This is a genomic window from Lysobacter zhanggongensis, assembly GCF_046638635.1.
Taxonomy (GTDB): Bacteria; Pseudomonadota; Gammaproteobacteria; order Xanthomonadales; family Xanthomonadaceae; genus Novilysobacter; species Novilysobacter luteus.
The window spans coordinates 1-5,737 of the sequence record NZ_JBJXHK010000111.1; the positions used below are offsets into that span (position 1 = coordinate 1).

Annotated in this window: 4 protein-coding genes and 2 pseudogenes; 2 read left to right on the top strand and 4 right to left on the bottom strand. The window is 68.6% G+C overall.

Annotated features, from left to right (window positions below; all coding sequences use genetic code 11):
* Both ACKVMH_RS12385 and ACKVMH_RS12390 read right to left on the bottom strand, forming a co-directional pair.
* A pseudogene (locus tag ACKVMH_RS12385) lies at positions 1 to 1,086 on the bottom strand (ribonuclease E/G); the annotation flags it as partial.
* Between the two features lie 31 nt (positions 1,087 to 1,117).
* Positions 1,118 to 2,605: pseudogene (locus ACKVMH_RS12390) on the bottom strand (Rne/Rng family ribonuclease); the annotation flags it as partial.
* Between the two features lie 481 nt (positions 2,606 to 3,086).
* Between ACKVMH_RS12390 and ACKVMH_RS12395 the strand changes: the two are divergent.
* Positions 3,087 to 4,055: an RluA family pseudouridine synthase gene (locus ACKVMH_RS12395; protein WP_412700528.1), complete on the top strand. Its 969-nt coding sequence runs from the start codon at positions 3,087 to 3,089 to the stop codon at positions 4,053 to 4,055.
* Positions 4,056 to 4,072: 17 nt separating this feature from the next.
* On the opposite strand, the gene ACKVMH_RS12400 is transcribed toward ACKVMH_RS12395, so the two are convergent.
* Positions 4,073 to 4,507: an energy transducer TonB gene (locus tag ACKVMH_RS12400; RefSeq protein ID WP_412700529.1), complete on the bottom strand. Its 435-nt coding sequence runs from the start codon at positions 4,505 to 4,507 to the stop codon at positions 4,073 to 4,075.
* A 4-nt stretch (positions 4,508 to 4,511) separates the two neighbouring features.
* Entirely contained in the window at positions 4,512 to 4,853 is a 342-nt protein-coding gene (locus tag ACKVMH_RS12405; RefSeq protein ID WP_215217934.1) for a 4a-hydroxytetrahydrobiopterin dehydratase, read from the bottom strand.
* A 100-nt stretch (positions 4,854 to 4,953) separates the two neighbouring features.
* Here ACKVMH_RS12405 and ACKVMH_RS12410 point away from each other — a divergent pair, with 100 nt between their 5' ends.
* Positions 4,954 to 5,550: an NfuA family Fe-S biogenesis protein gene (locus tag ACKVMH_RS12410; protein WP_412700530.1), complete on the top strand. Its 597-nt coding sequence runs from the start codon at positions 4,954 to 4,956 to the stop codon at positions 5,548 to 5,550.
* The last annotated feature ends 187 nt before the right edge of the window (positions 5,551 to 5,737 follow it).

The following is a 5,737-nucleotide window of genomic DNA, read 5'->3' on the forward strand; positions in this document are numbered from 1 at the left end:
CGGCGCGGCGGGTTCGGCGGGCGACGCGTCGTCGTCGAAGTCGAACTCCGGCTGCGAACGGTTGGCGACTGCTGCGGCGTCGCCGGCATCGGTGCCGTCGGCGTCGATCTCATCCAGCACGTCGGTCGGGGACGCGTTCTCGGTGGCGGCGTTCTCGCTGCCACCACGACGGCGACGGCGACCGCCACGGCGTCCACGGCGGCGACGGCTGCCTTCCGCACCGGCTTCGCCTTGGTCCGCGGACGCCGAGGCATCCTGCGAGGCCGGCGCTGCGGCCGCGGATTCCACGTCGGCTGCTGCCGGGGTTTCCGCGCGGTTCTGCTTGACGTCGTCCTGCTCCGACGCCGCGGCGGCGACGGTGGCCGCAGCGGTAGCGCCGGCCACGATTGCCGGATCGACGGCCTCGGCGTCCTTGCGCTGCTTCTCGCCACGCGGCTGGCGCGGGGGCTTGGGCGTCGACGGTGCTTCGGCCGCGGCGTCCGCGCCCGGAGCATTGCCGCGGGCCTTTTCGTCGGCCTGGCCGCGCGGTTGCTTCTGGCGACCCTGCTTGGCGCCACGGCTGGCGTTCTGCTCCTGCGAAGCGCCATTGCGCGGCTGGCGCTGCTGGCTGTCGCGCGAGGCTTCGTCACGGCGGCCATCACGGCCCGCCTTGCCACGGCGCTGGCCATTACGGTCGCCGCGCTCGGTGCGGTCGCCGCGGCCGCGTCCATCCTGGGACCGGGACCGGTCGGAGGATTTCGACTTCGACGACGATTCCGCGCCAGCCGGCTGGCCACGGAAGAAGCGCATGATCCGCTCGACCACCCCGATGGAGTGGGTCGGTGCAACGACCGCGGCGACCGGGGCGGCCACGGCGGCGGCCGGTTCGCGCGGCTCGCGCAGCGGTGCCGGCTGGGCCGGCTTGACGTTGGTCACCGCCGGCGCGGCCGGGATGTTGAGGTGGGCCTTGGTCAGCGCGTGGGTCGGCAGCTTGCGCGGCGTGCCGCGGTGGTAGCTCGGCCGACTCGTTTCCTCGCCCATCTCGTTCTCACGGATGCGCGTCACTTCGTAATGCGGGGTGTGCAGCTGCTCGTCGGCGACGATCACGATCGNGCGTGCCGCGGTGGTAGCTCGGCCGACTCGTTTCCTCGCCCATCTCGTTCTCACGGATGCGCGTCACTTCGTAATGCGGGGTGTGCAGCTGCTCGTCGGCGACGATCACGATCGGGGCGTCGTGGCGCTTCTCGATCTCGCTGAGGGCGCGGCGCTTCTCATTGAGCAGGTAGGTCGCGATCTCGGTCGGCGCCTGCACCAGGACCTGCCCGGTGTTGTCCTTCATGGCGTGCTCTTCGGCCACGCGCAGGATGGACAGCGACAGCGACTCGACGCCACGCATGCGGCCATGCCCCTCGCAGCGCGGGCAAACGATCTGGCTCGACTCACCCAGGCTCGGACGCAGCCGCTGGCGGCTCATCTCCAGCAGGCCGAAACGGGAGATCCGGCCGACCTGCACGCGCGCGCGGTCCTGCCGCAGCGCGTGCTGCAGGCGGTTCTCGACCTCGCGCTGGTGTTTGTTGGACGACATGTCGATGAAATCGATCACCACCAGCCCGCCCAGGTCGCGCAGGCGCATCTGGCGAGCGACCTCCTCGGCTGCCTCCAGATTGGTGTGGAACGCGGTCTCCTCGATGTCGCTGCCCTTGGTGGCGCGCGCGGAGTTGACGTCGACGGCGGTGAGCGCTTCGGTCTGGTCGATCACCAGGGCGCCGCCGGAGGGCAGGCGCACTTCACGCTCGTAGGCGTTCTCGATCTGCGATTCGATCTGGAAGCGGTTGAACAGCGGGACGTCGTCGGTGTAGTGCTTGAGCTTGCGCAGGTTGTGCGGCATCACCTGCTCGACGAACTCGCGCGCCTCGGCGTACATCTCCTCGGTGTCGACCAGGATCTCGCCGACGTCGGGTCGCATGTAGTCACGCAGGGCGCGGATGATCAGGCGGGACTCCTGATAGATCAGGAACGGCGCGGGCTTGCTGAGTGCCGCCTCGGCCACCGACTTCCAGACCTGCAACAGGTAGTCCAGGTCCCACTGGAGTTCCTCGGCATCGCGGCCGACACCGGCGGTGCGGATGATCACGCCCATGTCGTCGGGGATGTTCAGCGAGTCCATCGCCTTCTTCAGCTCGGCCCGGTCATCGCCCTCGATCCGCCGCGACACGCCACCGGCGGTCGGGGAGTTGGGCATGAGCACCATGTAGCGGCCGGCCAGCGAGATGAACGTGGTAAGGGCCGCGCCCTTGTTGCCGCGCTCTTCCTTGTCGACCTGCACCACCACTTCCTGGCCTTCGCGCAGGAGTTCCTTCAGGCCGGCCTTGTTGGGGTCGACCCCGGCCTGGTAGTAGTCGCGGGAGATTTCCTTGAGCGGAAGGAAGCCGTGGCGGGCGGCGCCGTATTCGACGAACGCGGCCTCGAGCGAGGGCTCGAGTCGCGTGATCTTGCCTTTGTAGATGTTGGACTTCTTCTGTTCCTTCGACGGTTGCTCGATGTCGATGTCGTACAGGTTCTGTCCGTCGACAATCGCTACGCGCAGTTCTTCTGCCTGCGTCGCGTTGATCAGCATGCGCTTCATTGTTGCGTCCTCGCGCGCTCTACCGCGCGGAACGCCATGGCGTTTCGCTTCTGGACACCGGGTTGCGCCCTCGCGACTGCTGCAGGGGCCATGGGAGCGACCCGTGCGCGCGCCGGCGCGACCTGACAATTTCCAGCGCTGCAACACCACGGCATGCCGCGGGAGCGCTTGTGTACTGCTTTCCTGTAGTTCTGGGCCGACGACGCTGTCGGCTGGTGCCTTGGCGTCGCGCGGGGCGTGTTCATCGCAGGCGGTTTGACCCGCCGGACGAGGGCCGGTTCCGCCGGGCCGTCGCTGCTAACATGGCTACCCATGCTGGAGAACAAGCAAGGGGCAGCGGTCAGGCGCGGAACGGAGCCGCAGGTCGGGCTTTTGGCCCTGTCCTCCGTTTCCGCTCCGGTCTTGACCAGGTGGACGGGGAACTCCCTGCGAAATCAAAACCTTATCTCGCGTCGCGAGTGTATCAGATAACCCTGAGCGGATGCCCCATTCAGCCAACCCTGCCGGCAGTGACGACCGGCCCGGTGCCCGTACCGTACGGGTGCCCGATGATCGTGCCGGTCAACGGCTCGACAACTTCCTGCTCGGGCAGCTCAAGGGCGCGCCGAGGTCGTTGATATACAAGCTTGTCCGTTCCGGGCAGGTGCGCGTGAACGGTGGCCGCGCCAAGGCCGAGCGCAAGCTGGAAGGAGGGGACGAGGTGCGCATTCCTCCGCTGCGTCTCGCCGAGCCCGGAGACAAGCCGGCGCCCCCGAAAGGCTTCATGGATGCGCTGGATGCGGCGATCGTCTACGAGGACGCGCGGTTGCTGGCGCTCAACAAGCCGTCTGGCGTCGCCAGCCATGGCGGCAGCGGGATCAGTTTCGGCGCGATCGAGACAATGCGCGCCCTGCGCCCCAACCAGACGCTGGAGCTGGTCCATCGCCTGGACCGCGACACCTCGGGGTTGCTGATCATCGCCAAGAAGCGTTCGGCGCTGACCGAGATGCAGGCGCTGATGCGGGAGGAGGGCGGCATCGCCAAGCGCTACCTGGCGCTGCTCACCGGTCGCATGCCCGATGGGGTGATGAGCGTCGATGCGCCGCTGCACGCCGGCCTGCGCCAAGGCGGTGAGCGGCACGTCCAGGTCAATGCGGCCGGCAAGCCGTCGCTCAGTCACTTCAGGGTGCTGGAGAGACGCGGCGGACATTCCTACAGCGAAGTGCGCATCGAGACCGGCCGCACCCACCAGATCCGCGTGCACGCCCGCCACATCGGCCATGCCGTCGCTGGCGACGACAAGTACGGCGACCCGTCGGTCAACAAGCGCCTGCGCGAGCAGGCAGGGCTCAAGCGCCTATTCCTGCACGCGTCCACCCTCGAGTTTTCGCTCGACGGTGGCAAGGCGCCGTACTTGCTCAATGCGCCGTTGGCGCCGGAACTGATGGACGTGCTCGACCGACTGGCCTGAGCCGGCCGGTCGATCGCTCAGCGCTGCTCGTCGTACTGGAAGCACATGTCAGGCCGCACGTCGGGCGGGCTGAAGGTCACCGGCACGCGGAGGTCGGTGGCGATCGGGTTGCCGTTGCGGGTGGCGGGCCGGAACTTCCAGGATTCCACCGCCTCGGTCGCTGACTGGTCCAGTTGCGGATGGCCGCTGCTGGTCTCGACACGGATATCGGCCGGAGCGCCATCGACGCCGATCTGCATGAGGAGCCCGACCGTTCCGCCGCGGTCGAAGCACGCCAGCTCCGGCGGGTAGGCCGGGGGCGGGGTGTCGAGGGCGACGGGCTGGGTCGGCGCGACCATCATGCTGGTGTCAGGCGGGCCGCCCTCGCCACAGCCGACGAGCATCGCCAGCGAAAGGGCGCCGATCAGGACGGGGCGGGCGGGATTGCGGGTGTGGCAAGTGCTCGGGCGCATGTCGTTACTCCGTCAGTGACTCGGCCTTGGCCGCGCAGATGAAGTCGTTCTCGCTCAGACCGCCGACGTCGTGGGTCGAGTACCGCACCACGCACCGGTCGTAGTGGACGCTGAGGTCAGGGTGGTGGTCCTCGCGGTGGGCAACGAAGGCCAGGGCGTTCACGAACGCCATCGTCCGGTAGTAATCGTCGAACCGGAAGGTCTTCACCAGCGCGTGCCCGTCCTCGGCCAACTCCCAGCCTGGGATGTCCGGCAGCAGTTCGCGGATGCGTGCCTGGGTGAGCTTGTGCTCGCTGCCACGGCGGGGGATGCAGTGGGCGCGGGCGAGTGGGATCAGGTCGTTCATGGCAGTTCCTCGGGCGGGGTCGGCTGAACGAAACGCAGCGACGGCGGTCGGACGACAGGCAGGCGCGGTGCTCCCGCGCGCAGATCGCTAGAATAGCCGCATGATCCATATTTCCGAATCCGCCCAGACCCATTTCCGCAAGCTCATCGAGCGCGAAGCGCTGCCCGGCCTGGGGGTGCGGCTGTCGGCCGTCAACGCCGGTACCCCGCGCGCGGACGTACGCCTGGAGTTCGCCGAGCCGGGCGACCTGCAGGGCGACGAGTGGGCGGTGGACTGCGACGGCTTCACGTTGTGGTTGGAGGCGGCGAGCACGAGCTACCTGGACGGTGCCGAGATCGACTACGAGACCCTGGGTACCGCGGGCCAGTTGCAGATCCGCGCGCCGAAGATCAAGGGTGTCGCCCCGGACGCGTCCGCGTCGCTGGTCGAGCGCGTGCTCTACGTGATCGAGAACGAGGTGAACCCGCAGCTGGCAACCCACCGCGGCAGCGTCTCGGTGCAGGAAGTGACCGCCGACGGTGTCGTGGTCCTGCGCTTCGGTGGCGGATGCCACGGGTGCGGCATGGCCGACATGACCCTCAAGAACGGTATCGAGAAAACCCTGCTGGAGAAGGTTCCGGGAGTGACCGCCGTGCGTGACGCGACCGACCACGACACCGGCGCGGCCCCGTACATCAGCCGCACCGGCGCGGCCTGACCCCGGCCCCGCGTCGTTGATGATCTCAGCCGACGCACTGATCCAAGCGCTGCAGCGGCGCCTGCTGGTGCTGGCGCCACACCGGCGCCGGCCTCCGGGCGAATTCCCGCCCGGGTGGCAGCAATGGTTCGATGCCATGCACGCACGGCCCGGCCGGGTGACCGGCGCGCCGCCGCAGGCGCTGGTG

Bases quoted from the DNA above. Each gene is read 5' to 3' on its own strand.
- ACKVMH_RS12405 (WP_215217934.1), bottom strand. From the start codon at position 4,853: ATGAACGACCTGATCCCACTCGCCCGCGCCCACTGCATCCCCCGCCGT.
- ACKVMH_RS12410 (WP_412700530.1), top strand. From the start codon at position 4,954: ATGATCCATATTTCCGAATCCGCCCAGACCCATTTCCGCAAGCTCATC.
- ACKVMH_RS12400 (WP_412700529.1), bottom strand. From the start codon at position 4,507: ATGCGCCCGAGCACTTGCCACACCCGCAATCCCGCCCGCCCCGTCCTG.
- ACKVMH_RS12395 (WP_412700528.1), top strand. From the start codon at position 3,087: ATGCCCCATTCAGCCAACCCTGCCGGCAGTGACGACCGGCCCGGTGCC.